Source organism: Actinomycetospora chlora (assembly GCF_039542135.1).
Classification (GTDB): Bacteria; Actinomycetota; Actinomycetes; order Mycobacteriales; family Pseudonocardiaceae; genus Actinomycetospora; species Actinomycetospora chlora.
On the sequence record NZ_BAABHO010000019.1, the window covers coordinates 1 to 26,818 of the forward strand.

The 26,818-nt window shown below is 74.3% G+C and carries 17 protein-coding genes, 1 tRNA gene and 2 pseudogenes; 7 read left to right on the top strand and 13 right to left on the bottom strand.

Annotated features, from left to right (window positions below):
* The 7 genes from ABD994_RS13475 to ABD994_RS13505 all read right to left on the bottom strand — a co-directional run.
* A partial coding sequence (locus ABD994_RS13475; RefSeq protein ID WP_345415118.1) for a CBS domain-containing protein occupies nucleotides 1-565 on the bottom strand: 565 nt, incomplete at its 3' end.
* Nucleotides 566-570: 5 nt separating this feature from the next.
* Nucleotides 571-2,667, bottom strand: coding sequence for a PqqD family peptide modification chaperone (locus ABD994_RS13480; protein WP_345415122.1), 2,097 nt, complete (start codon nucleotides 2,665-2,667; stop codon nucleotides 571-573).
* Between the two features lie 26 nt (nucleotides 2,668-2,693).
* Nucleotides 2,694-8,267, bottom strand: a complete 5,574-nt coding sequence (locus tag ABD994_RS13485) for a hypothetical protein (RefSeq protein ID WP_345415125.1) — start codon at nucleotides 8,265-8,267, stop codon at nucleotides 2,694-2,696.
* A gap of 27 nt (nucleotides 8,268-8,294) precedes the next feature.
* The gene (locus ABD994_RS13490; RefSeq protein ID WP_345415128.1) at nucleotides 8,295-9,029 is read right to left on the bottom strand and encodes a hypothetical protein; all 735 of its coding nucleotides are present in this window, start codon (nucleotides 9,027-9,029) and stop codon (nucleotides 8,295-8,297) included.
* Nucleotides 9,029-11,002, bottom strand: coding sequence for a serine/threonine-protein kinase (locus tag ABD994_RS13495; RefSeq protein ID WP_345415131.1), 1,974 nt, complete (start codon nucleotides 11,000-11,002; stop codon nucleotides 9,029-9,031). Before ABD994_RS13495 ends, ABD994_RS13490 begins: the two co-directional genes overlap by 1 nt.
* 108 nt (nucleotides 11,003-11,110) lie before the next feature.
* The gene (locus ABD994_RS13500) at nucleotides 11,111-13,777 is read right to left on the bottom strand and encodes a LuxR C-terminal-related transcriptional regulator (RefSeq protein ID WP_345415134.1); all 2,667 of its coding nucleotides are present in this window, start codon (nucleotides 13,775-13,777) and stop codon (nucleotides 11,111-11,113) included.
* 77 nt (nucleotides 13,778-13,854) lie between these two features.
* The gene (locus ABD994_RS13505; protein WP_345415137.1) at nucleotides 13,855-15,354 is read right to left on the bottom strand and encodes a mannitol dehydrogenase family protein; all 1,500 of its coding nucleotides are present in this window, start codon (nucleotides 15,352-15,354) and stop codon (nucleotides 13,855-13,857) included.
* A 184-nt stretch (nucleotides 15,355-15,538) separates the two neighbouring features.
* On the opposite strand from ABD994_RS13505, the gene ABD994_RS13510 reads away from it, so the two are divergent.
* Nucleotides 15,539-15,612 (top strand) — tRNA-Pro (locus ABD994_RS13510).
* Nucleotides 15,613-15,618: 6 nt separating this feature from the next.
* On the opposite strand, the gene betT is transcribed toward ABD994_RS13510, so the two are convergent.
* Both betT and ABD994_RS13520 read right to left on the bottom strand, forming a co-directional pair.
* Nucleotides 15,619-17,409: a choline BCCT transporter BetT gene (gene betT, locus ABD994_RS13515; protein WP_345415140.1), complete on the bottom strand. Its 1,791-nt coding sequence runs from the start codon at nucleotides 17,407-17,409 to the stop codon at nucleotides 15,619-15,621.
* 143 nt (nucleotides 17,410-17,552) lie between these two features.
* Nucleotides 17,553-18,674, bottom strand: coding sequence for a rhodanese-like domain-containing protein (locus tag ABD994_RS13520; RefSeq protein ID WP_345415143.1), 1,122 nt, complete (start codon nucleotides 18,672-18,674; stop codon nucleotides 17,553-17,555).
* 79 nt (nucleotides 18,675-18,753) lie between these two features.
* On the opposite strand from ABD994_RS13520, the gene ABD994_RS13525 reads away from it, so the two are divergent.
* From ABD994_RS13525 to ABD994_RS13550, 6 genes and pseudogenes are all read left to right on the top strand, one after another.
* On the top strand, nucleotides 18,754-18,963 hold the full coding sequence (locus ABD994_RS13525; protein ID WP_345415146.1) for a hypothetical protein: 210 nt from the start codon (nucleotides 18,754-18,756) through the stop codon (nucleotides 18,961-18,963).
* Between the two features lie 139 nt (nucleotides 18,964-19,102).
* The gene (locus ABD994_RS13530; RefSeq protein WP_345415149.1) at nucleotides 19,103-20,245 is read left to right on the top strand and encodes a YeiH family protein; all 1,143 of its coding nucleotides are present in this window, start codon (nucleotides 19,103-19,105) and stop codon (nucleotides 20,243-20,245) included.
* Between the two features lie 83 nt (nucleotides 20,246-20,328).
* Complete coding sequence (locus ABD994_RS13535) at nucleotides 20,329-20,724, top strand: YidH family protein (protein WP_345415152.1); 396 nt, start codon at nucleotides 20,329-20,331, stop codon at nucleotides 20,722-20,724.
* Nucleotides 20,721-21,056 carry a DUF202 domain-containing protein gene (locus ABD994_RS13540; RefSeq protein WP_345415155.1) on the top strand — a complete coding sequence of 112 codons (336 nt, stop codon included), beginning with the start codon at nucleotides 20,721-20,723 and terminating at the stop codon, nucleotides 21,054-21,056. The genes ABD994_RS13535 and ABD994_RS13540 overlap by 4 nt, the downstream gene beginning before the upstream one ends.
* Nucleotides 21,057-21,502: 446 nt before the next feature.
* Nucleotides 21,503-22,486, top strand: a pseudogene (locus tag ABD994_RS13545) (chloride channel protein); the annotation flags it as partial.
* A gap of 292 nt (nucleotides 22,487-22,778) precedes the next feature.
* A pseudogene (locus tag ABD994_RS13550) lies at nucleotides 22,779-23,456 on the top strand (NAD(P)/FAD-dependent oxidoreductase); the annotation flags it as partial.
* A 163-nt stretch (nucleotides 23,457-23,619) separates the two neighbouring features.
* Here ABD994_RS13550 and ABD994_RS13555 read toward each other — a convergent pair.
* From ABD994_RS13555 to ABD994_RS13570, 4 genes are all read right to left on the bottom strand, one after another.
* A complete protein-coding gene (locus ABD994_RS13555; RefSeq protein WP_345415158.1) occupies nucleotides 23,620-24,393 on the bottom strand; it encodes a GntR family transcriptional regulator in 774 nt (257 codons plus the stop codon).
* Nucleotides 24,394-24,502: 109 nt separating this feature from the next.
* On the bottom strand, nucleotides 24,503-24,997 hold the full coding sequence (locus ABD994_RS13560) for a hypothetical protein (RefSeq protein WP_345415161.1): 495 nt from the start codon (nucleotides 24,995-24,997) through the stop codon (nucleotides 24,503-24,505).
* Nucleotides 24,998-25,133: 136 nt separating this feature from the next.
* A complete protein-coding gene (locus tag ABD994_RS13565) occupies nucleotides 25,134-26,045 on the bottom strand; it encodes an MIP/aquaporin family protein (RefSeq protein WP_345415164.1) in 912 nt (303 codons plus the stop codon).
* A complete protein-coding gene (locus tag ABD994_RS13570; protein WP_345415167.1) occupies nucleotides 26,045-26,665 on the bottom strand; it encodes a hypothetical protein in 621 nt (206 codons plus the stop codon). The genes ABD994_RS13565 and ABD994_RS13570 overlap by 1 nt, the downstream gene beginning before the upstream one ends.
* Nucleotides 26,666-26,818 lie beyond the last annotated feature (153 nt).

Below are 26,818 nucleotides of genomic sequence, written 5' to 3' on the forward strand. Positions count from 1 at the left end.
CGGCCCGTGCGGCGGCCAGGGCGGCGGCGGCCCGCGCGCGGAGCGCGGCGGCGGAGGTGGGTACGGAGGGCGCGGCGGGGACGGTGGGGACGGCCCGGGCGGTCGGGGTGTCGGCGACCCCCGCCGCCTCGCCGGCGAGCACGGCCCGGCAGATGTCGGCCTCCGACACCGTGCCGAGCAGGCGCCCGTCGGCGACCACGGGCAGCCGCCGCAGTCCGCGGTCGGCCATCACCACGGCGGCCTCGGCGACGGGGGCGCCGGGGCGCAGGGTGATCGGGTCGCGGTCGACGAGCGGGTCGACCGGCCGGGACGCCCTCGTCGCGGCCCCGGTGAGGAACACCGCCGACGCCGCCGCGACACTGCCGGCGCGCTGCGCCTCCGCCGCGTCCGGCAGCAGCGCGCGCAGGACGGCGCGCGCGTCGAGCGTGCCGACGAACCGGCCGTCGACGTCGACCACCATCACCGTGCCGACGTCGCCGGCGGCGATCGTCTCCGCGGCGCGCCGCAGCTCGGTGTCCGGGCGCACGGTGACCGGGAACCGGGTCATCACCACCTCGACCTGCACGCCCGTCACCCCCTACCGTCGCGGCGACGACGCCGGGGGATCCACGTCGCGTCGGTGGCGGGGCTCGCCGCCGCGGGCTCGGGTGCCGGGGCCGGCGTCCGCGTCGGCATCCAGGTCTCGTCGGTCCCGGGCGTCGCCGCGGCCGCGGGCTCGGGTGCCGGGGCCGGCTCGCGGGCCGGCATCCACGTCGCGTCGGTGGCGGCGGGCGCCGTTGTCGCTGTCGTCCGGGGTCGGGCCGGCGTCCACGTCGCGTCGGTGGCGGGCGTGCGCCGCGGGACGTACGTCGCGTCGACAGGTGCCGGCTCGGACCGGGACACGGGCTCCGGCTCGGGCTCCTCCGTGATCCCGGGGGCCGGGGGCTGTTCCCCGGCCCCGGCGCGGGCGGTGCGGCGGTCCTTCACCTTCTGCGCGAGCTTGCGGGCCCGCGGGAACCACACCGGGAAGATGATCAGGGCGATCACGAGCACGACGAGCACGGTCAGCCACGGCTGCGGCACGTACTCCCGGGCCAGGCCACCGAGCCGCGAGTTCCAGGTCATCACCGACAGCGCGATCATGGCCCAGAGACAGATCGCGGAGAGCACCCCGAAGATCAGCAGCCCGACCTGCTTCGGGCCGGGACGGCGGCCCGCGCGCAGATCCTTGACGAACCCGCCCCCGAAGTAGGCCTTCGCCTCCTCCTTGAGCCGCGGCGTGCGCAGGGCGTCGGCGAGCGCCTGGTAGCCGTCGAGCGGTACCAGCGGGATGAGGTTGAACAGCGTGTTCAGGTACAGACCCGCGGCGAGCGTGAAGCAGACCCCGGCGATCTTCGGGTCGGGCACGGTGATCGCCGCGATCGACACCCCGCCGGCCAGCCCGACCGTGGTCAGCGGGCCGGAGACCGCGACGACGATCCGCGACCACGACGTCCCGAACCACATGTCCGAGGTGTCCACGAACGCGAACGGCATGCCCATCATCAGCAGGAACCCGCCGCGGTTGACCCGCCGCCCGTAGGACTTCACGGCCAGCGCGTGGGCCAGCTCATGCAGGGTGGTCGCGACGACGTAGCCCGCCGCGGTGGCGACCAGCCCGACGATCCCGGCGCCGCCGAAGTCGAACAGCAGCTGCTCCGACGACGCCGTGACGAACGCGGCGAGCCCGCCGATCGCCAGCACCCACAGCAGCACGACGGCCGGCAGCGTGAAGAAGCGCCACGCGAACCCGTGGTAGAGCCTGTCGGCGAGGGGGTCGAGGCGCTTCACCGACAGCTCGACGCGGATGAGGTTCTTGAGCACCGCCCGCCCGATCCGGCGCCAGAACGTCACCTCCTCGACGTCGCCGGGCAGCCCGCGGACGAGTCCCGCCTGGTGCAGCGTCCGCACGGTCGCCTCGATGCGGGGCAGCGCGAGCTCGCCGTACTCCTCGAGGTAGGCGAAGAGCAGGTCGCGCATCGAGTTCTCGCCGTCGAGACGGCGCCAGAGGAAGACGTCGCGGTCGTCGAGGCTCAGGTAGGCGCCGGTGCGGGTGTTGCGCAGCACCCACCGGTCCGGCTCGATCTGCTTGAGCGCCCACCCGCTGCGCCGCCGCGGCACCGCGGCCAGGGGCTCGGTGGCCGGCGGCGGCTCGTCCTCGCCGTCGGTGGTCTTGCCGAGCACCGTCCCGGCGATGTCCTTGACCTGGGTGCGGTCGGCGACGACGCCCCCGCGCGGCTGGTCGAACAGCACCGCGACGTCCCCGACGTGCACCGTCGCGTGGTCGGCCAGGGCCACCCGGGCGTCGCCGCCGACCTCCAGCTCGTCGCCCCCGAGCGGGGTCACGGTGGTGCCGTTGTGCGAGCCGTGGTCCTCGACGACGTAGCCCGCCGCGCCGCGGGTGATCGTCGCGTGGTGGCGCGAGACGCTCGGGTCGTCGAGCACGACGTCGCAGTCGGCGTCGCGGCCGATCGTCGTCGTCGCGGCGTCGAGCGTGACGCGCTGCTCGCGCATCCCGTGCGACGCGACGCGGAAGACGAGCGACGGCGGCGCGTACTCCGCCACGCTGGCGCCCTTGCGCAACGTCCCGCAGCGCAGGCAGTACGGGAAGTCGCGGCGCACGTGCACGTGGCACGAACGGCACAGCATGGGGGTCCCCCTCGCATGGTGGTGGATCAGAACCAGTCGTTCCAGATCGGGTGGACGCCGCCGCCGATGTTCTTCCACTCGAAGCGGCCGTCCGCGTACCAGACCTGCTGCTCGTAGTGGTAGGTCCCGACGCCGTCGACGATGTCGACGGGCTGGCCGACCTTGATCACCGTCGTGTGCAGGTCGGCCTCGTTGGTGAAGGACCCCTCCCAGACCTCGCCGCCCTCGAAGCCGGCGAAGACCTCGATGTGGCCGTCCTGGAAGCGGAAGATCTGGACCGAGCCGTTCATCGTGTCGACCACCTGGGGGGCGAGCGCCTGCGACGGGTCCGGCTCGGCCGGCGCGGGCGTCGGGTCGCTCGTGACCGGTGCCGGTGTCGCCGGGGCCGTTCGCGGGGTCTCGACGACCGTGCCGTCCGCCCCGACCGTGACCGGCACGCTGCGGCTGGTGTCGTCGGGCAGGTGGTAGGTCCGGGTCCCGGTCCCGTCGGGGTGGACGACCGTGGTCTGCGTGCCGAACCCGTCGGCGCCGAAGAGCGTGGTGGTCACGGTGCCGTCGGGCGCGGTCTCGACCCACTCGGATCCGCCGTCGGGGGTCGGGTGGAAGACGCTGGTCGTGCCGTCGCCGGCGTAGGTGGTGCTGGCGCCGTCGGCGTCGTAGACGGTGTAGCTCCCGTCGGTCCACCCGCCCTCGTAGCCGACGGTCTCGACCCGCGTTCGGTCCGGGTTGGTGACGTTGCGGTACCAGGAGCCGTCGGCCTCGTAGTGGGTCTCGGTGGTGGTGCCGTCGGCCGTGCCCGTCATCTCCCAGCTCACGACGCCGTCGTCGCGGAAGGTCGCGCTGCGCCAGGAGCCGTCGGCGTTCCTGGCGTCCAGCTGCTGGACGTGCTCACCGGTGCCGTAGCTCTCGGTGGTGCCGCCGTGGCCGTCGTCGGTGTCCCGTGACCAGCTGCCGTCCGGGGCGGTGCTGGTGCGGCTCGTGCTGCCGTCGAGCCCGAACGTCGTCACCAGGCGGGACCCGTCGGGGTGGTCGACGGTCGTCGTCACCGCGCCGGTGACCGGGTCGGTCGTGGTCTGCCACGGCGGCCCGTCAGGCGTCCCCGGGTCCGACCAGCTGGCGGCGGTGTCGTCGGCGTGGTGTGACTCGTGGTGGACGACCCGCCCCGCGGCGTCCGTGGTGAACGCGTCGGTGTCGCCGTCGGGGAAGGTGAAGATCCGGGTGGTCGAGCCGTCGGGGTTGTCGACGTCGGTCACGGTGAGCCGCACCGTCTCCACCGAGCCGTCCGAGGCCGTGATCGTGGCGAGGTGGCCACCCGAGGCCGTGGGCGTCACGACGGTCTCGAGGCGGGCGTCGCCGAAGTGGTCGACGGTGGTGAAGACGGCGGTCGGCGCGGTGCCCGTCGGGCCGTAGGTCGTCTGGCTCCACGTGCCATCGGTCCGGGTGACCTCCGAGGCGAACGAGGCGCCGGCGGCCTCGGCGGTGACGGTGCCGTCGGGTCCGGTCCGGACGGTGACGTCGGAGCCGTCGGGCTGCGAGGTGCGGGTCACGGTCGTGCCGTCGGCCTCGGTCCAGGTGTCGGTGCGGACGCCGGTCGTCGCGTCGGTGCTGCGGTGGACGTCGAGGGTGGTGCCGTCGCCGTAGCGGACGTCGACGGTCTGCGTGCCGTCGGCCTGGGTCGTGGGCGCCGCCCGGACCACCCCCCCGTGGTAGCCGGCGTTGGCGTCGACGGCGGGGGCGACGGGGGTCGTGGCCGGGGGTGCGGTCACGGCGGGTACGGCGACGGCGGCGGCGGCCATCGCGGGGCCGGCGTCGGTGTGGGAAGGCACCACCGGCGAGGTCGCCTCGTGCTGGGGGAGCCCCAGCCGTGCGAGGACGTCGCTCGGCGACTGCCGGATCTGCTCCACCACCTGGTGGAGCTGGTCGGACGACAGCCCGGAGAGCGCCCGGGCCATCTCGGTGACCACGCCGCCCAGGGCCTCGCCCGACGGGCCGCCGATTCCCTGGACCGCTGCCGTGAGCGCCTCGGCGCCCGTCGGGGCCGGCGGCGTCGCGTCCTCGTCGAGGAGGTCCGACGCGCTGCGCGTGAGCGAGTGGAAGGCCTGGTGCTCCGCGGGGGAGGGCTCGCCCGCCCAGGCGCCGCCGCTGCGCCCGTCCGCGGCGCGGTCGCTGCCGCCCACCGCGTTGCCGTCGGCGTCGTAGACGGTGGTCCGTGTGCCGTGGTCGTCCACGACGGTCTCGATGCGGGAGCCGTCGAGCTGGTACACGGTCGTCGTGACGGGGTGGGCGAAGTCGCCGCCCTGGTTGACGCCGCGCTGGACGACGGTGTACGAGCCGTCGGGGTTCACGACGTGGGCGGAGTACTGGTCCGGAGGCAACACCGGCGTCTCGCGCTGGTATCCGGCGAAGCTGTCGGGCGGCGTCGGCGGCGTGGTGTCGGCGGGGACGGTTCCCCACGCGCCCTCGCCGTTGCCGGCCCAGCTCCCGCCGATCATCTGCCCGTCGGGGCCGTAGTAGGTGGTCTCGGTCCCCACATTGGTCGGCGTGGGTCCGGTCCGGATCGAGGTCCAGAGCAGGGTGCCGTTGCCGCTGTAGCTCTCGCCGCGGACATTGCCGTCGATCCCCGTGGTGACGCTGGTCCAGCCGCCGTCGTCGTGCGGGAAGCTGTACGCCAGCACCGCACCGGTCCGGGACGTCATGACCGTCCCGTCCGGGTACGTGGTGGTCACCGCAGGCGAGCTGATGTTGGCCTGGTTCCAGGAGCTGGGGGCCTGGACCTCCCGCATCGCTCCGTCCGGGGCGTACAGGACGGTGGTCGGTGTCGTGCCGGCGTCGCCGTCCTTGGTCTCGAGCCAGTACCCGCCGGGCTGGCGCTCGATGGTCCAGGTCGCCGTGACGTGGGGGCCACCGCGGTCCTCGTAGGGATCGGGGTCCCAGTCGACACGGGTGCCGGTGCCGTCGGGTCCGATGGTGCGGACCTGGGTGTCGCCGTACGTCGCGACGGTCGTGATCTCGTTGCCGGCCGCGTCGTGCTCGACGGTGTAGCGGGCTTCAGGGTCGTGGGTGGGGAGCCACGGGTGCTCGGTGGCGAAGTCCGCCGGGGAGCCCGCGTCGTCGGGGACGACGAGCGCGTTGCCGTCGGTCGGTGCGCCGGTGACGTCCCCGAGCGCGATGTTCTGGTCCGGGCTCTGCCCCGCCGCCGGGGTGCCGCTCTCGGGGGACGTCGTCCAGTGCCGCACCTCGGCCCCGTCGAACGTGTCGAAGGCCCGGTACGCGACCTGTCCGAGGGCGACGGTCTCGGTGCCGCCGTCCGGCCGGACGAACGTGTAGACGTAGTCGTAGTCACCGGTCGGGAAATCGCCGACGGTGCGGCTGTCGAACCAGATCGGGGTGACCGTCCGCGAGCCGTCAGGCCCCTCGACGATCGCCGAGAACCGCCCGCCCGGCTCGGTCGTCCCGAAGGTGGTGACGGTGACGGCGCCGTCGGCGTCCGTGTCGACCGACCGGGCGAGCATGGAGCCGCCGGGCGAGCGGTCGTTCGGCGTGTCGTAGCCCTTGTAGCCGGTGAACACCGTCGTCGAGCCGTCGGGACGCGTCGTGGTCTCGGTGAAGGTCGCGAGGTAGTAGTCGCGCGGCTGCTCGTAACTCAACGTCGTGACCGAGCCGTCGGGGTGCGACGTCACCGTGTCGCCGGCGACGACCACGCGGCCCGGCCCCAGCGACCAGTACTGGGTCACCTCGGTGCCGTCCGCCGCGACGGTGACGTCGTGCCAGCTGGTGTTCGGGACGTCGGTGTGGCGGGTGAGCTCGGCGGTGGTCCCGTCGGCGTAGGTCAGCCGCATCGTGGTGCTGCCGTCGACGTTCTCGGCGAGGTCCTCGTGGGCGACCACGCGGCCGTGCTCGCCCGCCATGCCGCGGTCGACGACCTGCGCCACGGCCTCCGGCAGCGCCGTGAAGACGTCCGGCGCGTCCGGGTCGACGAGCGCCGTGCCGTCGTGGCGGACCGACTGCTGGTCGATCACGTGACCGTCGAGCGTCGTGAAGGAGTCCGAGTCGCCGTCGCGGTAGAGGACGGTCGTGGTCCGGGAGCCGTCGGGGTTGTCGGTGTGGAACAGCTGCGCCGACACGGTCGTCGTCGAGCCGTCCGGGCCGAGGACCGAGACGTAGGCCGAGTCGGGGTAGCCGTCGATCGCGTGGACGGTGGTCAGCGACTGGACGAAGTCGGGCTCGGGGCCGGTGTCGTCGATCGTCAGGAGGAGCTGGTCGTTCTCGGCGGTCGGAGTGGACACCTGGACGTCGACCGTCGACCCGTCGGGCAGGTCGGTGTGCCCGTAGGCGATCCCGCCGTCCTCGTTGAACGAGGTGGTCGTGCCATCGGGCGAGGTGGTCTGCCACAGCCCGGTCGCCGGGCCCTGGGCCGGATCCCAGCTGTGGGTCCAGGTGCTGCCGTCGGCGCGGGTGATCGTGTCGGTGATCGCACCCGTGGCCGGGTCGGTGGTGCGGGCGGCGGTGGCGGTCGTGCCGTCGCCGTAGGTGTACTGGACCGTCGAGCCGGCGACCTGCTGCGAGACGACGCCGCCGTGGAGGTTGCTGGCCGACGCGGTCACCGCCGACGCCACGGCCGGCGAGACCTCCGGCCGCACGAACGGGTTGGTGCCCGCGCCGCCGCCGTGGTGGCCGGCGTGGCCGGTGTCGGCGGTCGTCGTGAGCGTCGGCGCGCTCATCGGGACCGCGGCGACCGGGCCGGCCATCGCCGCGAGGGGTGCGGCGGCCGGCTTGGCGGAGGTGCTCGGGGCGTCGTGCTCGACGGCGGGCGTCGTCGGTGCGGTCGCCGCGGTGTGGTCGACCGTCGCGGTGTCGGCGGTGTGCGGCGGGGGAGTGGGATCGCCGCTGGCGGCCTCCGAGGTGGGTGCTGCCGTCGTGGTCGCGGGCGGGGCCGGCTCGGTGTGCGTCGCCTCGGGCTGGGTCGGCTCGCTGCCCGTCGGCTCGGTGTCCGTCGGCTCGGTGTGGGTCGCGTCGGTGTGCGCCGGCTCGGTGCTCCCGGAGTCGGCGTCCGCGCTGCTCGGGTCTGCGCTGTCCGTGTCGGAGTCCGACCCGGAGCCGCCGGTGTCGGAGCTGTCGGAGCTGTCGGAGCTGTCGGTGTCGGAGCTGTGGGACTCGGAGCTGTGGGACTCGGAGCCGCTGGAGTCCGAACTGCCGGAGTGGGAGTCACTTGAGTCGGCGTGGCCGCTCCCGGAGTCACCGGAGTCGGCGTGGCCGCTCCCGGAGTCACCGGAGTCGGCGTGGCTGCTGCCGGAGTCACCACCGGAGTCGCCCCCGGAATCCCCACCGGAATCCCCACCGCCCGAGTCTCCCGAGTCGCCGGCGTGTAGCTCCCCGCCGAAGAACAGCGCCGAGCGCGACAGCCGCTCCTCGAGCCGGGTGGGGCGGTGGTCGACGCCGCCGAGGCGCACCGCGCGCAGCGAGTCCACCTCGTCCTCGGTCAGGCCGTGGCGCACGCCGGCGGCCGCGGGATCCCCGAGGACCTCCTCCGCGAGGGCGGCGTCGGTGGCCATGCGGGCGAGCAGGTCCTGCAGCGCGTGCCGGTCGGCGGCGGTGGTCATGCGGACCCTCCTCGGGCCGTCGTGCGATCAGGAGCAGGAGTAGGTGAAGCCGCCGGAGCCCTCGACGGGCCGCGGTGCGAGAACGCGCAGGGTGGCGGTCGCGTCGAGGCGCCCGCGGCCGGTGACCGACCACTGGAGGTGCACGTCGGTCGACGTCACCCCGCTCGCGATCGTCTGGGTGAGGACCTCGCTCGTCTGGCCGTCGCTGCGCACCCACTGGTAGCTGACGGAACCGGCCTGCCCGTCGGTGACGAGGGTGCCGACGACGTCGACGGTCGTGTCGCAGCTCGCCGTCGGCGGTACCGCGCGGACCTCGACGCCCCGCACCCCGACCGTCGAACCGGCCCGCAGCAGCAGGAACGCCACGACGCCCGCGACGATCAGCAACGTCAGCAGGCCGCCCACCCACCGGCCGGGGCGTCGACGTCGGGTGCCGGTGCCGCGCCCGGGCGGCGAGGTGGGCGACGACCAGCCCGGCACCGTCGCCTCGGCGGACACCTCCGGCCCGAAGCGCACCAGCTCGTCGTCGCCGGTCGGCGACGCGGCCGGCGCCGACGACGGCGGTTCCGCGGGGCGGGCCCGTCCCTGCCCCGCCTGGGTGCCGGCCGGCTCGGCCCGTTCCCGTTCCGCCCGTCGCTGACCCATCGCGGTCGCCGCGGCCGCCGGGAGTTCCGTGGCGGCGGGGACCTCGGCCCCGTTGCGGGGGCGCCTGCCGTCCTGGGTGCCGGCGACGTCGTCGTGCTCGTCCATCGGGCCCGCCATCAGTGGACGACCGGACCCGGGTCGTTGCCACCGCAGGCGCAACCGCCGTAGTCGATGTTCGGATCGGGGTCGCCCGTCCCGCCGGAGCTGCTGGCCGAGCCGGACCCGGACCCGCTGCCGGAACCGCCACCGGAACCGCTCGCCGAACCGGACCCGGAGGCCGAACCACTGCCGGAGCCGCTCGCGGTGCCGCTACCGGACCCGGATCCGCTGCCGGAGCCGGAGCCGGAGCCGCTTCCCGACCCGGAACCGGAACCGGAACCGGCGCCTGAACCCGAACCGGAGCCCGAACCGGAGCCCGACCCGGACCCGGAGCCCGAGGCCGAGCCGCTGCCCGAACCGGAGCCCGAACCGGAGCCGCTGCCCGAACCGGAGCCGCTGCCCGAACCGCTGCCGACACCCGAGCCGGACCCGGACCCACTGCCCTGGCCGGCCCCGACGCCGGTGCCGCCGGTGTTCCCCGTGCCGGCGTTGCCGGACCCGGTACCCGTGCCTCCGTTGCCGGTGGTCGTGCCGCTGCCCGCCCCGACGGTGCCGGGACCGGCCACGCCACCGCCGCCACCCGGTGGGCTGCCGACGGCCGCCGCTCCGGTGCCGCCACCGCCACCGGCGCCGCCACCGCCGAAGACGGTTCCGCCCGGGGCGAAGGGGTTGCCGAGGTCCACGATCGCCTCGGTCGCCGAGCCCACGCCGGCTCCGCCGCCACCGGTCCGCAGCGCCGTGCCGCCACCGCCCCCGGAGGCCGCGGTGCGCAGCGGCGACGCCGCGGGGAGACCCGGCCCGACGGAGCCGGACACCCCGGTGCCGTTCCCGCCGCCGGTACCCCCGGACGTCCCCGCCACCCCGTCGGCGAGGACCGGGGAGCCCGCGTTCGAGCCCGCGGCCGTGGTCGCGACGATCGGGCCGCCGATGAGCAGGGCCGCCGCGAGGACGCCGAGCCCGATGCGCGTGCGGTTGCCGAGCCGATCGGCGATGGAGGCGGCGGCCGCGGGCGGCACGTCCGCCGGCATCGTGCCCATCGTGGTCGTGGCACCGGCACCGGCCGCGTTCACCGCCCCGAGGACGGTGGTCGCCACGGCGCTACCGCCCACCAGCCCGGCGGCGAGCGGGAAGAGCAGCGCGAGCAGGGCGGCACGCTCGGCCAGCCCGCGGCGGCCGCGCTCCTCCCAGTCCTCGCCGTAGCCGAGGGTCGCCGCGGCGTCGAGGGCGACGAGGAACGCCGACGCGTCGGCGGGACGGTCGCCGGGCGCTTTGGCGAGCCCGGCCGCCGCGAGGTCCCGGACGGGCGCCGGGAGCTCGTCGAGCGGCGGGGCCGCGTGCTCGTGCTGGCGCCGCAGCGTCGCCGGGTCGGTGGACGTGAAGGGCGCGCGGCCCAGGAGGCACTCGACGAACACGGCGGTCGCCGCGTAGACGTCGCTGCGCACGGTGGCCGGCCCGTCGTTCCACTGCTCGGGGGCCATGTAGAGCGGCGTGCCGCTCATCGTCGCCGCGGCGCCGTGGCGCGCGGCGACGCCGAAGTCGGTGAGGATGCTCCGGCCGCCGGCGGTGACCATGACGTTGGCCGGCTTGTAGTCGCGGTGGACGACCCCGGCGCGGTGGGCGGCGCCCAGACCGCGCAGGGAGCCCTGGAGCACGAGCAGCGCCGACTCGGGGGAGGTCGCCCCGCGCTCGTCGAGCATCCGCCGCAGCGTGACGCCGTCGACCAGGTCCATGACGATCGCCGCGCCCCGCGGCGACTCGACGTACTCGAAGAGCCGCACGACGTGCGGGTCGGCGACGTCGGCGAGCAGCCGCGCCTCCCCGCGGAAGTCCGCGAGGAACTCGGGGTCGCCGTGCAGCTCGTCGTCGAGGTACTTGATCGCGACCGGCTGTCCGGACGACGTGTGCACCGCGAGGAGCACGACACCGGTCGCCCCGCGTCCGAGCTCCCGGATCTCGTCGTACCCGGGCACCGACCACCGGTCCCGCACCATGTCCGCCTCCCCCTGCTGATCGACGGCGCGATCGTCGGGGGGAGAGCGGGGCGGTGTCTGCCGTAGTGCACTACGGCATCTCGCCGTTACGTGCTTCTGACTACTCCATTACGGTGACAGCGGAGTGCGCTGGTCGTCCCCGAGGCGACGGGGAGCGATGGCGGCGGCCAGCGCGGCGCGGTCGGGCAGGCCGAGCCGGGTGCAGGCGCGGTAGATGTGGCTCTCCACGGTGCGCACCGAGACGTGCAGGCGCAGCGCGATCTGGCGGTTGGTGAGGCCCTCCGCGGCGAGGGTCGCGACCTCCCGCTCCCGCCCGCTCACCGGGAGCGGCGCCTGCGCCAGGCGCAGCGCCGGCGTCACGGCGCCCTCGCACCGCTCGGCGGCGAGGGTGGTGGCCCGCTCCGCGGCCGCGGTGGCCGCGGTGTGCTCGCCGCGGTCGCGCGCGACCACGGCCGCGTGGGCCAGCGCGTCCACGGCGGCGAGCACCAGCCCGCACGACTCCATCTGGTCGGCGGTGGCGATCAGACGGTCGACGTCCCGGGCGGCGAGGGCCGCAGCGTGCGCCGCCGCCGTGCTCGCGCGCGGCCCGTCGAGCACCCGGGCGAGATCGGCGAGGGCGTCGACCTGGTCGCGGTCCCCGAACCGCACCGCCGCGTGCCGCGCGACCATCTCCGCGGCCCGCTGCCCCCGCGAGCGTGCCGCGGCGGCCGCCTGGCGGGCCGTGCGCACGGCCTCCTGCACCGAGCCCTGGGCCGCGGCCACCCAGGCCCGCGCCAGGTCGACGTCGGGGTCGGCCAGCCGGATCACCCCGTGCCGGGCCCGGACCGCCGCGTCCAGCGACTCCGACGCCTCGGCCGCCTCGCCGAGCTGGGCCCGTCCCTGGGCGATCATCGCGTGGAACCAGGCCGTCCAGCCGCCGCCCGAACCGGGGAAGGACGGCACGATGCTGTCGATCAGCCGCACGGCGGTCGCCGGCCGACCGGCGTCGAGGGCGTGCCGCCCGTGGTAGAGCGCCGACCACGTCGCGCCGTGCCCGCCGGGGAGGTTCCCGACCCACTCCAGCCGGCCCCGCGCCGCGTCCAGCGCGCCGTCGAAGCCGGCCTGCAGGACGTCGCCGAACCCCAGGTTGCCGAGCATGGCCAGTGTCTCCGGCGCCTGGCGCGCCGCGTCCATCCCGCGGGCGACGTGGTCGCGGACGCGGAGCCCGCCGCCGCCGCGGTAGGCCAGGGCGTAGGCCGCGATCCACGACGCCCACGTGATCGTCTGCGACGAGGGTGCCGGGCCGGCGAGGGCGGCGGTCGCGTCGTCGTGGGCGGCCACGACGTCGCCGTCGGCAGCGTGCAGGAGTCCCTCGAGCGCCGCGATCTCGGGGGTCAGCCCGCCGACGTCCCGGGCCTCCCGGATGAGTGCCCGACCGTCCTCGGGGCGCTCGAGGATGAACACCAGCAGGTGGAACCGGGCGAGCAGCGCCCGGGCCCGCTGGGCGTCGGTGGTCGCCTCGTCGAGCGCGGCGGCGAGCTCGCCCTCCGCCTCGTCGGGACGCATCATCCAGCCGAGCAGGAACCCCAGGCCGAGCCGCGCGTCGAACCCGCCGCCGGCCGCGACCGCCGCGCGCAGCAGGCGCTCGGCGAGCCCGATGTCGGTGAGGTTCATGGCCTGCTCGGCCGCGAGGACCAGCAGCGTCGCGTCCGGGGGGCTGTCGCTGTCGAGGTCGAGCACGGCGCGCCGCAGCTCGTCGCCGGCGCGTCGGCCGCCCGTCGCGCGCAGGGCCCGGGAGAGCTCGCCGCGCAGCCGCCGGGCCCGCGGCACGCTGAGTCGCGCACGGATGGCCTCGCCGTAGAGCGGGTGGGCCAGCCGGACCTCGGAGCGGGCGCCGTCGGAGACGACGGTGATCAGCTCGCGCTCGGCGATCCGTTCGACGTCGGGCTCGGCGACGAGGTCGACCAGCATCCGCAGCCCCACGGGCTCGCCGAGGGCGACGAGCTCGAGGGCGTGGCGCTCACCCTCGTCGAGGGTGCCGATCCGCTCGGCGAGCAGCTGCTCGAGCGCCGGCGACAGTTCGGCGGCCCCGTGCCAGCTCCAGCGGCCGTCGTCGACGACGAGCCGGCCGGCCGCCCGCTCGCCCTCGACGAGGTGGCGCAACCAGAGCACGTTGCCGCGGGTCGTGTCGTGCAGGCGCCGCAGCGCCTGGGCGTCGACCGGGCCGTGGAGGACGGCGTCGAGGAGCGCGGCGGCGTCGGCGGGACCGAGCGGCTCGAGCTCCACGCGCTCGGCGAGCCCGTCCTTCCAGATCGCGGTGATCGCCTCGGAGCACGGTGCGCCGCTGCGGACGGTGAGGACCAGGCGCACCGCGCGCTCCTGGGCGAGCTGGTGCACGAGCGTCGCGGAGACGGTGTCGAGCATGTGCGCGTCGTCCACGAGGAGCAGCGCGCGGGGGCCCGCGGCGCGGATCGCGGCGCCCACCCGGGCCAGCGCGCTGACCATCGCGTCGCCGTTCGCCGTGGGCTCGGTGCCGTCCGGGGCGGACAGCCACGGCGCGAACACCCCGAGCGGGATGTCCCGCGACGACGCGGAGGCGGCGACGACGTCGACGGCGTCGTCGTGGGCCGCCCGGGTGGCGAGCTCCCGCGCGAGGCGGCTCTTGCCCAGGCCCGCCGAGCCCGCGACGACGACCGCGCCGTCGCGCTCGAGGGCGGTGGTGACGGCGTGGAGCTCGGTGGTGCGCCCGGTGAAAGGCCATGCGGGTCCGGGCGCGGTGGTCGCGGTTCGGGGCACCGCTGATCCTCACGGACAGGTGATCGGAGCCCCGGAGTGTGCCCTACCAGGCCCGAACGTGTGAAGCCGCGGTGTGCTCAACGGGGCAATCGTGCCTCCGTCTCCTCGACCGTCACTCGTGCTCCCTGCGCGTGGAGTGCGTCCAGATGGGCGCGGTACGCGGTGGTGAAGCGCTCGTCGTCGACCAGGTCGCCGAACAGATCCCGATCGGCGAGGAAGGCCAGCGGCTCGTCGGGGTAGCGGCGTGCCGCGGCGATACGGTCCTCGGCGCGACCGGTGTCGACGACCTCGATCGCCTCGCCCTGCTCGTCGGTCCCCTCGGCGTAGCGCGCCCACGCGGCCACGACCAGGGCGGAGCGGTCGATCTCCCCGCCGTTCTCGAGGTTGATCCGGATGACCGGGACCAACCAGGTGGGGATGCGGTCGGAGCTCTCCGCCGCGAGGCGGGCCAGGGTGTCGCGGATCTCGGGGTTGGCGAAGCGCTCGATGAGCGTGGCCTTGTACTCGTCGAGGTCGACGCCCGGCACCGGCTGCAGCGTCGGGGTGCCCTCGCGGTCCATGTAGGCGCGGGTGAAGCCGGCGAACAGGGCGTCGCCCGCGACCTCGTGCGCGTAGCGGTAGCCCGCGAGGTAGCCGAGGTAGGCGATGGCCTGGTGGCTCGCGTTGAGCAGGCGCAGCTTCATCAGCTCGTAGGGCTCGACGTCGTCGACGACCTGCACCCCGACGTCCTCCACCGGCGGCCGCCCGGCGGCGAAGCGGTCCTCGAGCACCCACTGCGTGAAGGGTTCGCACACCACCGGCCAGGCGTCCACGATCCCGGTGCTGCTCTCCAGCTCCGCGCGGTCCTCGTCGGTGGTGCGCGGCGTGATCCGGTCGACCATGGAGTTGGGGAACGGGACGTTGTTCTCGATCCAGTCCGCGAGCTCCGGGTCCTTCCGGCGCGCGTACGCGGTGATCATGGCGTGGGCGACGTGCCCGTTGCCCTGGATGTTGTCGCAGGACATCACCGTGAACGGGCCGGTGCCGTCGTCGCGGCGCCGGCGCAGGGCCTCCACGATGTAGCCGAACGTCGTCTGCGGGGTCGTGCCCGGCTCTGACGCGATGTCGGCCTGGATGGCGGGGTCGCGGTCGTCGAACTCCCCGGTGCTGGCGTTCTTGTGGTAGCCGCCCTCGGTGACCGTGAGGCTGACGATCCGCGTCGCCGGGTCGGTCATGCGGTCCAGCACGGCGTCGGGGTCGTCGGGCGCGTAGAGGTAGTCGACGATCGAGCCGATCACCCGCGCCTCACGCCGCCCGTCGGCGTGCTTGAGCACGAGCGTGTAGAGGTCGTCCTGCTCGCCGGTGACCTCGGCCATCCGCTTGTCGGCCTTGAGCACCCCCACCCCGCAGATGCCCCAGTCCAGGGCCTTGCCCTGGTTCATGAGCTCGTCGAGGTACATCGCCTGGTGGGCGCGGTGGAACCCGCCCACCCCGAAGTGCACGATGCCCACGCTCACCGCACCCCGGTCGTACGTCGGGCCGGGCACCTCCGCGGGGAGATCGGCCAGGTTCGCCGCCGTCAACGTCGTCGCCGCCACGCCCTCACTATGACGCGGGTCATGGTCCGCTCGCACCCGCCTCGCCCGACAAGATCGCTCCGGGTGCTCGTCCGGGCCCGCTGAGCGCGCCGGACGGAGCAGTGGGAGCGATCATGACCCGCCGCGGGGCGTCGCCGACGTCGTCGGGTACCGTTGCTCCTGTCGCGAGCACGGGGCGACGGTGCGGGACGTGGCGCAGCTTGGTAGCGCACTTGACTGGGGGTCAAGGGGTCGCAGGTTCAAATCCTGTCGTCCCGACGCACGTCAGAGGCCGATGGATCTCCATCGGCCTCTGCGCGTCGGTGCCACGCTGGCCCCGGCTGGCCCCGGCTGGCCCCGACCGACGGAGCCGACCGCGGTCAGCGGATCCCCTGCTCGAGGCGGATGTACTCGAGATGACGCTCGTACTGGTCGAGGACGTCGTCGATCAGCTGCCCGTGGGTGTAGCCCATGACGTCGTAGTCCTGGCCCCCGTCGAGCAGGTGCACCTCGAGGCGGGAATAGCTGTCGGCGCCCTCCGGTACGGCCCGCCCGTAGACCGGGACCGGGACCTCCCGCGGCCGGACCCTCGTAGGCGAACGGGTGCTCCTCGTCGGCGCCCACGGTCAGCGCCACCAGGGTGGTGCCGTGGTCGTCGCGCTCCTGCCGTGCCTGCGCGTCGACGCCCCGTCCGCGGAGGTCGGCGGCCACCTCCTCGACCGCCGGCAGGGCCACCTCGTCGAGGAATGCCTGCGCCCGTTCGGGACCGGGGAACGACAGCGCGCGGTCCAGCCGCTGCCGCCAGCCGAGGAGGCCGTGGGGGTGCGCCCCGCCGGTGCCCCGGCCCGAGATCGACGAGCGCAGCGCGTACCGCTGGCTGTCCGCGAACAGGGCCTCGGTCCGGAGCGCCTTCCACAGCCCGTACATGACCAGGAGGATCACGAAGGCGAACGGCAGCCCCATGATGATGGTGGCGTTCTGGAGGGCGGGGACACCGCCGACGGCGAGCATGCCCACCGTCAACAGGCCCGTGGCCACGGCCCAGAAGGTCCGGACCGGCCGCGCCCCGTCCGACTGTGGCGTCCGCAGCTCGGAGGTCAGGTTGGCCATCACCAGCGCGGCGGAGTCGGCCGAGGTCACGTAGAACAGCAGGCCGACGAAGGTCGCGACCCCGGCGACGAGCGGCACCGCCGGGTACTGCGCGAGCAGCTGGTAGAAGCCCTGCGCGTTGTTCTCCATCGTGTTCGCGCCGAACGCAGCGTCGCCGTTGCGGATGACCTCGATGGCGCTGTTGCCGAAGATCGAGATCCACATGACGATGTAGGTGAACGGGATGATCAGCGTGCCGGCCACGAACTGGCGGATGGTGCGGCCCCGCGAGATGCGGGCCAGGAACAGCCCCACGAACGATGCCCAGGCGATCCACCACGCCCAGAAGAAGAGCGTCCAGGAGCTGAGCCAGTCGACGGGCTGGTCGAAGGCGAACGTCTCGAGCGTCAGCCCGGGGAAGGAGCTGACGAAGTCCCCGACGTTCTGCACGAGCGCGTTGAGCAGGAACACCGTGTTCCCGGCGATCAGCAGGAAGAGGGCCAGCCCGATCGCGAGGAGGACGTTGAGCTGGCTCAGCAGCTTGATCCCGCGGTCGACGCCGCTCACAGCCGACACGGTCGCGATCACGACGGCGAGGGCCACGAGGCCGATCTGGGCTCCCGTCCCCTCCGGGATGCCGAACAGGAAGGTGAGCCCGTAGTTGAGCAGCACCACGCCGATCCCCAGCGAGGCCGCGACACCGAAGATCGTCCCGAGCACAGCGGCGAGGTCGACCGCTGTGCCGATCCCGCCGTGGATCCGCTTGCCGAAGATCGGGTAGAGGGCCGACCGGATCGCGAGGGGGAGGTTGCGGCGGTAGGCGAAGTAGGCCAGCGCCATGCCCATCAGGGCGTAGAGGCCCCACCCGCTGATCCCGTAGTGGAACAGCGTCCACACCGTGGCGTCCTCGGCCGCCTGCAGTGTGCCGCCCTGGCCGCGGGGCGGAGTGAGGTACTGGGTGACCGGCTCGACGACCGCGAAGAACACCAGGGTCGGTGCCGATCCCGGCCGCGAAGAGCATCGACGCCCACGCGAACGTGCTGAACTCCGGCCGCGCGTGCTCCGGCCCGAGCCGGGTCCGTCCGAGGCGCGGCGCGCTGAGGTGTCGTGGCGAGGCCGCCGTCGCGCGGTCAGCCGGTGGCGAGACCGATCTCGACGGCGTGGGCGTAGTCGTCGTCGACGAGGACGACGTCGCGGCCGGCCCGGTCGAGCAGGCTCGCGGCGATGCTGGCGCGGAACCCGGCGGCGCAGTGCACCCACAGCCGGCCCGGGGGCAGCTCGTCGAGGCGGGTCAGGAGGTCCTGCAGCGGCACGTGATGGGCGGCCGGGATACCGCCCCGGGCGCGCTCGTCGTCGCGGCGGACGTCGAGCACCGGCTCCTCGGCGTCGGCGCCGGAGCGTCCGGCGACGTCGGTGAACGTCGCGGTCGGGTAGCGGCGGAGGTCGCCGGACGGGGCCAGCTCGGCCAGCGTGCCGACGGCGGCGCCGGCCGGCCGGTCGATCCCGATGCGGGTGAGCTGGCGCTGGGCCTCGGCGACGGCCTCGGTGGAGTCGCCGATCAGCGTCACCGATGTGCCCCACGGGATCAGCCAGCCCAGGTAGGTGGAGAACTGGTCGCCGAGGGCGACGCCGATCGTGCCGGCGACGTGCTCGGCCGCGTAGGCCGTGCGGTCGCGCAGGTCCACCACCCACTCGCCGTCCGCGATGCGCTTGCGCAGCTCGTCGCGGTCGACCTCGGCCACCGGCGAGAGGTCGGCGGCGTCGGGCCCGGCCAGGTTCCGCGGGCCCATGTGCACGTAGTAGCGCGGGTAGGCGGTCAGGTTCGCCACCAGGGTCTCGACGAAGCGGTCCTCGTCGGCGGCGAGCAGGGCGTCGTTGCCCGCGCGCTCGGCGCCGATGGTGCTCGACGCCGCCCCGGTGGCCCCGCCCGACGAGCAGAAGCTGCCGAACCCGTGCGTCGGGTAGATGCGCGTGGCGTCGGGCAGGGCGTCGGCCAGGCGGTGGGCCGAGCGGTACTGGTGGTGGGTCATCTCCACCGTCCGGGCCGCGTCGACGAGGTCGGTGCGCCCGACGCTGCCGAACAGCAGCGAACCGCCGGTGAACACCGCCGGCGGCTCGCCGGGCGCCGCGGTGTCGTCCACCACGTAGGACAGGTGCGTGACGGTGTGGCCCGGCGTGGCCATCGCCCGCACGCGCAGCGTGCCGACGGCGATCTCCTCGCCGTCCGCGATCGCGCGCCGGTCGAACGTCACCGGGTCGTCGGCGTTGACCAGGTAGTCCGCCCCGACCTGCGCGGCGAGCGCGTGGCCGCCGGTGACGTAGTCGTTGTGGATGTTGGGTCTCGGCGACGGCAGCGACCCGGACGTCCTGGGCGGCCAGGGCGGCCAGGGCGGCGTGGACGGGGTCGAGGTCGCGCTGGGGGTCGACGACGAGGGCGACCTCGCCGTCGTGCACCACGTAGCTGCGGTCCCCGAGGGCGTCGGTGGCGATGACCTCGACGTACATGGACGACCTCCTCAGAGCGAGATGTACCAACATTAAAGCGGGTACGGACGACCCTCGAACCCCGCGAGCCGGCGCACATCCCCGTCGCCGGAGACCGTGGCCCCGAGATCACGATCACTTTCCCGTGGCAGGCCTGGCGCTCGGCCGGAACCTATCCCAATGTCGGGACAGAAAGGTGAGCAAGGCCCACGATCGAGGGGAGAAGTGGCCGGTGCGTCCCACCACCGATCAGGCGCGCGACGACACGACACCGACGGCGCCGGGCGGCCCGTGGACGCCGTCCCGCCGCCTCGCCCGGCGCGCCCGCGAGGTGGCGCCCGGCACGGTGCTCGCGCTGGCCGTCCCCGCGGCCGCCACGCCCCTCGGCGCGCTGGTCCCGGTCATCGGCGGGCCGGTGTTCGGCATCGTGCTGGGCATCGTCGTCGGCGTGTTCCTGCGCCCCGGCGCGCGACTGCGGCCCGGACTCGACGTCGCGGCGCGGCCGGTGCTGCAGACCTCGATCGTGGTGCTCGGCGCGACGCTCTCGTTGGGGCAGGTGGCCGCGGTCGGGCTCGGGTCGCTGCCGGTCATGCTCTCCACGCTCGCGGTCGCGCTGCTGGGCGCGTGGGGGTTGGGGCGCCTGCTCGGCGTGCGGGGCGACACCGGCCTGCTGATCGGGGTGGGCACCGGGATCTGCGGCGCCTCGGCGATCGCGGCCACCTCGGCGGTCCTGCGCCCGCGGGAGCACGAGGTCGCCTACGCGATCGGCACGATCTTCACGTTCAACGTGCTGGCGGTGCTCACCTTCCCGCCGCTCGGCCACGCGCTCGGCATGGACGGCCAGGCCTTCGGGCTCTGGGCCGGGACCGCGGTCAACGACACGTCCTCCGTCGTCGCGGCGGCCTACTCCTTCGGCGACAGCGCGGGGCCCGCGGCGGTGGTCGTCAAGCTCGTCCGGACCTTGATGATCATCCCGATCGTCATGGTGCTGGCCGTGTGGGCCGCGCGCCGCGACGCCGCGTCGAGCCCGGCGGGCGAGCAGGGTGGCCCCGCCCGCCGGCGCAGGCTGCCCTGGCGCCGCATCGTCCCGCCGTTCCTGGTCGGGTTCCTCGTCGCCTCGGCGCTCGACACGGTCGGTGTCGTCCCCGCCTCCTGGCACGCCGGCCTGTCGGCGGTGGGCACCTTCCTCATCACCACCGCCCTCGCGGGGATCGGTCTGGGACTGCGCCCCGCGGACATGCGGCGCGCGGGGCTGCGGCCGCTCGCCCTCGGTGCCTGCCTCTGGGTGCTGGTGGCGGTGTCGAGCCTCGGGCTGCAGGAGCTCACCGGCACGCTGTGAGGGCGCGGCCGTGGGCGGTGCCGTCAGTACATTTCGGGGGAGGCGGGCCGGCCACCGCCGCGGCACCGAGCGGGAGGACGCACATGAGCACGGGCTCCGCGGCGCGGGACGCGCACGAGGGCGACGCCCCGGACGAGGGCGCCGAGATCGACATCGAGCCCGACTACCGGTTCACGCTCGCCAACGAGCGCACATTCCTCGCGTGGAATCGCACATCGCTGGGTCTGATCGCCGGCGGCGTCGCCGTCCTGCAGCTCGTCCCCGAGTTCGGGCCCACCGGCTCCCGGCACATCGTCGGGGCCCTTCTGGCGATCCTGGGCATCGTCGTGTCGCTCGCGAGCCTGCGCCGGTGGGCCCTGGTCCAGCGGGCGATGCGCCGCGACGCCGACCTGCCGCCCAGCCGCCTGCCCCTGGTGCTGACGGGCGGGCTGATCGTGGTCACCCTCGCGGTCGTGGCGCTGGTCCTGGCCGCCCGGTGAACCGTCGGACCCGCCGTCTCACCGATCGGCCGGGCCTCCAGCCCGAGCGCACGGCGCTCTCGTGGGACCGCACCGCGATCGGGCTGCTCGCCAACGGCGCGTTGCTCGTGTTCCGGAGCAACCATGCCGGGCAGATCGTGCTCTACATCGCCGCCGGCTTCGCCCTCCTCGCCACCCTCACCTGCGCCCTCCTCAGCCGCTACCGCCACCGCCGGATCCTCACCGTGGCCACGACCGAGATCCGGGCGTTCACGGGCGGGCTGCTCACGGTGACCGGCCTCATCGTCGGTCTCGGGCTCGTCGTCCTCGTGGCGGCGCTGTCCGCGCTGTGACGGTCTGTCCGGTAGGGATGACCGAACATCGTGATGTGCGCCCCTACGGTGGTCCTCGGGGCCCACGCCGGGGCTAGCTTGCCGGGATCGACGCCGACACGCCGGCCCCTGGAGCCCTCCGGCGGGCCGTCCTCGAGCCACTGGCCCGCCTGAGCCGGCGCACCGCGCCGCGGCCTGCCGACCGCCCGCGGCTACGGGTGCCGGCGCCGGTGCTGCGCACCCGGATCCCGAGCGGGCGGGGCGCCACCGAGCAGCCCAACGCGCCCGTGGAGGAGCCCGCGCGGCTCAGCCCGCGGTTCTGGGTGCTGCTGCTGGCGACCGGGGCGGCCGCGGGCCTGCTCGGGGCGGCGCTCATGGGGCTGCTCCACCTCGCCGAGCACGTCGCGTTCGGCGACGGGTCGGGGACCTTCGAGGACGCGGCGCGGCACGCCTCGGCGCTCCGGCGGATGCTCGCCACGGCCGGCGGCGGGGTGATCGCCGCGGTCGGCTGGTTCCTCCTGCGGCGATGGACCCGGGGCCAGAAGGCCGAGGTGGACGATGCTCTCTGGAACGGCGACGGGACCCTGTCGTTCCCGCGCAGCGCGGGCACCTCGGTGCTCTCCGAGATCGCCGTGGGAGCGGGAGCATCCGTCGGTCGCGAGGCCGCACCCAAGCTCATGGGCGGTGTCGTCGGCAGCCTGCTGGCCCGCTGGGCCGGCCTGACCGTGGCCCAACGGCGCCTGCTCGTCGCCTGCGGCGCGGGCGCCGGGTTCTCCGCCGTCTACAACGTCCCGTTGGGCGGTGCGGTCTTCACGGCCGAGGTGCTCTGCGGCAGCGTCTCCCTGCCGGTCATCCTCCCGGCGATCGCCGCGTCGGCCGTCGCCACCACGACGGCCTGGATCTCCCTGCCGGCGACCGCCACCTATCAGGTGCCTGCCTACCCGTTCACGGCGTCGGCGCTGGTGTGGTCCCTCGGGGCCGGCGTGCTGATCGGCCTGCTCGCCGCGGGGTTCGTGCGGCTGGTGGCGTGGGTCTCGCACCACCGGCCGAGCGGTTGGTGGGCGCTCCCGGCGCCGCTCGGGGCCATGCTCGTCGTGGGCGCGGTCGGCGTGGTGTTCCCCGAACTGTTCGGCAACGGCAAGATCCTCGCCCACCTGGCCCTCGACGGTCGGGGCGGCATCGCCTTCTTCCTGGTCCTCGCGCTGCTCAAGCCGCTGCTGACCACGCTCTGCCTCGGCAGCGGGATATCGGGCGGGTTGTTCACGCCGACCATGAGCACCGGCGCCGTCGTCGGCGCAGGGCTCGGCGGGCTGTGGGCCCTGGTCTGGCCGGGCACCGCCGTCGGGGCGTTCGCGCTGATCGGGGCGGCGGCGATGATCGGCGCGGCGATGCAGGCACCTCTGGCGGGGCTGGCGCTCGTCCTGGACCTGACCCACGCCGGCTTCGGTCTCATGGTCCCCATGGCGCGGCCCGGGGCGTGGCTACCGTGGCTTGTACCAACATATGTGAGGAAGGCCACTGCCATGGTGCTCCAGCACAAGACCGTCATCATCGGCGGGGGCTCCGCCGGCATCACCGTGGCCGCCCGGCTGCGACGGGCAGGAGAGACCGACGTCGCGGTGATCGAGCCGGCGATGACGCACTACTACCAGCCGCTGTGGACCCTGGTCGGTGGCGGCGCCGCCCCGGTCGAGGAGAGCGCGCGGCCGATGGCGGCGGTGATGGCCCCGGGGGGTCACGTGGATCACCGACGCCGCCGCGGAGGTCGACGCGGACGCGGGCGAGGTGACGCTGGCCGGGGGCGCGACCGGGCGGTACGACCACCTGGTCGTCTGCCCGGGGATCCAGCTCGACTGGGGGAAGATCTCAGGGCTGGGGGAGACCCTCGGCCGCGACGGGGTCTCCAGCAACTATCGGTACGAGCTCGCGCCGGCCACGTGGCGGTTCATCCGCGAGACCCGCTCCGGCACCGCCGTGTTCGGCATGCCCTCCGGCCCCATCAAGTGCGCCGGTGCCCCCCAGAAGATCGCCTACCTCGCCGCCGACCACTGGCGCAAGCAGGGCGTGCTGGGCGACATCGACGTGCACCTCGTGCTGCCCACGCCGGGGATGTTCGGGGTCAAGGTCTTCTCCGACGCGCTCGAGCGGGTGGTGGACGACTACGGCATCACCGTGCACCTGACCAGCGAGGTCACCGCCGTCGACGCCGCACACCGCCGGGCGACGGTCACCGACGTGAACACCCGCGAGACCACGACCCTGCCCTACGACGTGATGCACCTGGCGCCGCCGCAGAGCGCTCCGGACTGGATCAAGAAGGGTCCGCTGGCCGACGCGGGGAACCCCAACGGCTACGTCGAGATCGACAAGCACACGATGCGCCACACCCGCTACGGCAACGTCTTCGCCCTCGGGGACGCCGGCTCGTCGCCGAACTCCAAGACCGGCGCCGCGATCCGCAAGCAGGCGCCGGTGATGGTGGAGAACCTGCGCGCGGTGATGAACTCAGGAGAACGCCGGCGCGGTCTGCCTCTTCCCGCCGGAAGGCTCGGATCGTCGGGACCAAGGTCCCGACCTGCCCGGGTCAGGACGCGGTGGCCGCCCTCGGAGGCGTCGCGGCCGACCGGGCCACCGCGAGCTGCAGCCCGCGGGAGGAGAAGTCCGCCTCGAAGGCGAAGCGGTCGCCGCGCACGACGGTCTGCCGCCACTCGACGAGCCGGCCGGCCGCGACGCCCGTGCGTTCGATGACGAACACCGCGACGTCCTCGGGGCACTCGAGGAGCGCGCGTTCGCCGCGGGTGGGGATCTGGGCCCGGATGCGCTCGTGGCCGGACTCGACGCGGGTACCGGTCAGTTCGGTCAGCTCCGCGTAGAGCGAGGTGTGGGTGAAGTCGACCCCGAGCAGGGGCGACGCCACCGAGGCAGGAAGCCAGACACGGTCGACGGCGAGGGGGGTGTCGTCGGCGCGACGCAGGCGTTCGAGGTGGACGAGCGGGGTCGACTCCTCGAGGTCGAGGTGGGCGGCCACCACGCCGTCGGCGCGCACGTCGAGCGCGCGAACGTCCGAGCGTTGGGTCAGGCCGGCCGCCTCGACCGAGGCGAACAGGCTGTACAGCGTGCCCACGGGCTGCTCGATCTCCGCGCGGCGTACGCGCGGCGCCCGCCCGCGTTCGGCCGTCACGAGCCCCTCGGCGCGCAGCCCCCGCAGTGCTTCGCGGACGGTGTTGCGGCTGACCTCGTAGGCCTCGACGAGGGCGTTCTCGCCGGGGAAGGCCGCGTCGAACTCGCCCTCGGTCACCCGGCGCCGCAGGTCGTCCTGGACCTGTGACCACAGCGGAACGGGGCTCCGTCGATCCACAGCTCGCCTCGCCACGCCGGAAGCTTACCGGCAGGACATCGGCGGGACTCCGAATGACCTGACAATCAGGCGCCCGGGGACGCCGGTGTCGCTGCCCCGCGAGGGCGCGTCAGTGGACCAGGGCGGAGACCCCGAACGCGATGGCGAGGAACAGCAACACGCGGCCGAGGAGCACGGCGGCCCCGAAGACGACGGCCGACATGCGCGTCTTCGTCACCGCGAGCGTCACCGGGTAGAGCGGGGGGATGTAGACGGCCGCGGAGAGGAAGACGACCACCACGCCCCACCGGGACTCGCCGAGGAGCCCCAGCATGCGGTTCGACCAGCCACGCACGGTGGTCCGGAACGTGCCGGCCGGCTTCCGGGGGCGATCGCGTCGGCGTCGGAACACCTCGAGGTCGACCCCCCGGCGGAGCGCCACGACCAGGCCGGCCTTGCCGATGCTCTGGCCGAGCGCACAGCCGACGGCGGTCGTGGTCTCCGCGGCGAACCCGCCGACCTGCGAGGCCACGATGTAGACCTCGCTGTTGAAGATCGGGATCAACGCGGACAGGACGCCGTACGCGACCGAGACGACGAACTCGACGACCAGGTGCGAGCTCATACGCGGTGATCACCGACTCGTCGACGTCCTCGGCGGCCGACGGATCCCACCGCCAGCACAGCAACGTAGGTGGGCCCGGGCCGGGCCGACAAGGAGGCCGCGTCGGCGCCGCTCGTGTCCGACGGGTCGATGCGGATCAGTCGCCGGTCCGACCGACCTCGGGTTCGGGGACGTCCCGTTGCTCCGCCCGGGCTCGAGCGGCCAGGCTCGTGCCGATGAGCCCGTCGTAGACCACGATGCCGATGGCGCCCCCGATCAGGGGGCCGACGATGGGCACCCACCAGTAGTTGTCGAAGTACGTCCCGGTGCCGGGGAACGCCAACGGGCCCCAGCCCTCGACCCAGGTCCAGAGTCGAGGTCCCAGGTCGCGGGCCGGGTTGATGGCGTAGCCGGCGTTGGTGCCGTACGTCAGGCCGATCGCCACGACGAGGAAGCCGATCAGCAGCGGTCCCAGGTTGCTCCCCGGGCCCTGGTTGCGCCGGTCGATCAGTGCGGCGATGAGCGCGACCAGCAGGGCGGTCCCGACGATCTGGTCGAGGAGGGGGCCGGCGAGTCCGCCGCCGAAGTACTTCGCGGGGAAGGTGGCGAAGACGGCGAACGTGTCGAGGGACGTGGCGCGCGTGGGCACGTTGTTCGCCACGTCGTAGGCGTTGATGGCGGGCCGGTAGACCGCGTAGACCAGCGCGGCGGCGACGAAGGCTCCGACGAGCTGAGCCGCCCAGAAGGCGGGGACCTTGGCCCAGGAGAATCCTCGCCGTAGCGCGAACGCCAGGGTGACCGCCGGGTTCAGGTGCGCTCCCGACACGCCGCCGGCGATGTAGACGCCGAAGGCCACGGCGAAGCCCCAGCCGAACGCGACGATCAGCCAGTTGCCGGGGCCGAAGGCGCCGACCTGACGACCCGAGCCCGGCAGCCCCACCACCGCCACCGCCACCGATCCGCACCCGAAGGCGATCAGGACGAACGTGCCGAGGAACTCGGCCAGACACTCGCCGCCCAGCCCGCCGAGGATGCGCGGCACACCGACATCGCGACCCGAGCTGGTCATCATCGCTCCGTTCCGCGAGCGTCCTCGACCGCGCCCGGCGCCGCGGCCGAGGTCGCCCTCGGCGGGCCGTCGGTCCGGACGTCGTTCCCGTGACCGGTCGTCGCGTCCCGGGTGGCGCGCACGACCTCGGCGAGCAGCGCGATCAGTCGCTCGTCGCGCTCGTCGGCCGGTAGGGGACCGAGCGCCGCCATCGTGGCGATGAACGCCTCGTGGACCGCCGCGTGCGCCGGCACTCGCAGCCACCTCGACCACGGGTGGCGCAGTCTGCGGCGAGCGCGGCGCTGCAACGCCGACAGGTGGCGCTCGTGGGGGGTGACGGCCAGCCCCGTCGCCGTGCAGCACGACACGACGACGTCGTCGAGTCCGCTGTCCCGACGACCCGCGCCGATGAGCTCCGGGGCCCACAGCGCGAGTCGGGGCCGGGCGCGGTCGCTGACCGCGTCGTTGACCCGACGGGCCACGACGGCGACCGCGCCGGGCGTGCACGCCGGCCGATCGGTGAAGCGCTGGCCGGCCAGCACGGACACGTACTCCATCAGGCACGCGCCCTGCTCGGGACCCCTGTGCTTGCCGACGCCCAGGCCCGGCAGTCCCGTGACCGCCGACCGCTCCAGAACCATGGCTGGGCCTCCCTCCGGGAACCCTGGCCGTCCACCGTGGCACAGAAGCATCCGGTACGGATGTCGTGCGCAACGGATGATATGCAAACGCAACAACGTGCTACCATGTTCGAGCGCAGGGGCGAGTGCAGGTCCCGCGGCCTCCGCGTCGTC